The 443-nt window shown below is 38.8% G+C and carries 1 protein-coding gene; it reads right to left on the bottom strand.

What is annotated here, in order from left to right; all coding sequences use genetic code 11:
• Nucleotides 1–2 precede the first annotated feature (2 nt).
• Nucleotides 3–443 (bottom strand): hypothetical protein (locus AB9K37_RS00020; RefSeq protein WP_369835041.1); only part of this gene is annotated, 441 nt, incomplete at its 5' end.

Genomic DNA, 443 nt, shown 5'->3' with positions numbered 1-443 from the left:
CATTAGAACTGGTGCAAGTAGAACTCTTGATTGGCAAACTTAAGCACTGGCGTATCGTCAAGCAAATAAATCTTATACCCCAAGTGCTTAAGGTAGTTTTGTGACAGCAACTTGATTTTAGGCTCGACAACGGTTTGCTGGTCCTCTGAGCCGTCATCATTCGTTAGCACAATTTTCTTTTCTTCCTTTTGATTACCTATAACACAGTTAATAAAGTGCCTCACATCAACCAGATTGCCCTTTGCATACTCATATGATGTGCAAAGCTTGTCTAATGGATGGTTAACAACATCGGTATATATGACTTTTTTAGCCTCCAGCTTTTGTTGAACGGGTATCTTTTTTGACTTCACAACCGTTTGTTTATCAGGCTCTTTTTTATCATCAACTTCACCCATAGCATTAATGTTAGATATGAACCGGTATGCAACAAACAGCATCAC

The sequence above is a fragment of the Donghicola sp. XS_ASV15 genome, assembly GCF_041224595.1.
Taxonomy (GTDB): Bacteria; Pseudomonadota; Alphaproteobacteria; order Rhodobacterales; family Rhodobacteraceae; genus Donghicola.
Note: the sequence above shows the minus strand (reverse complement) of the source record. Positions and strands in the feature narration are given on the sequence as shown.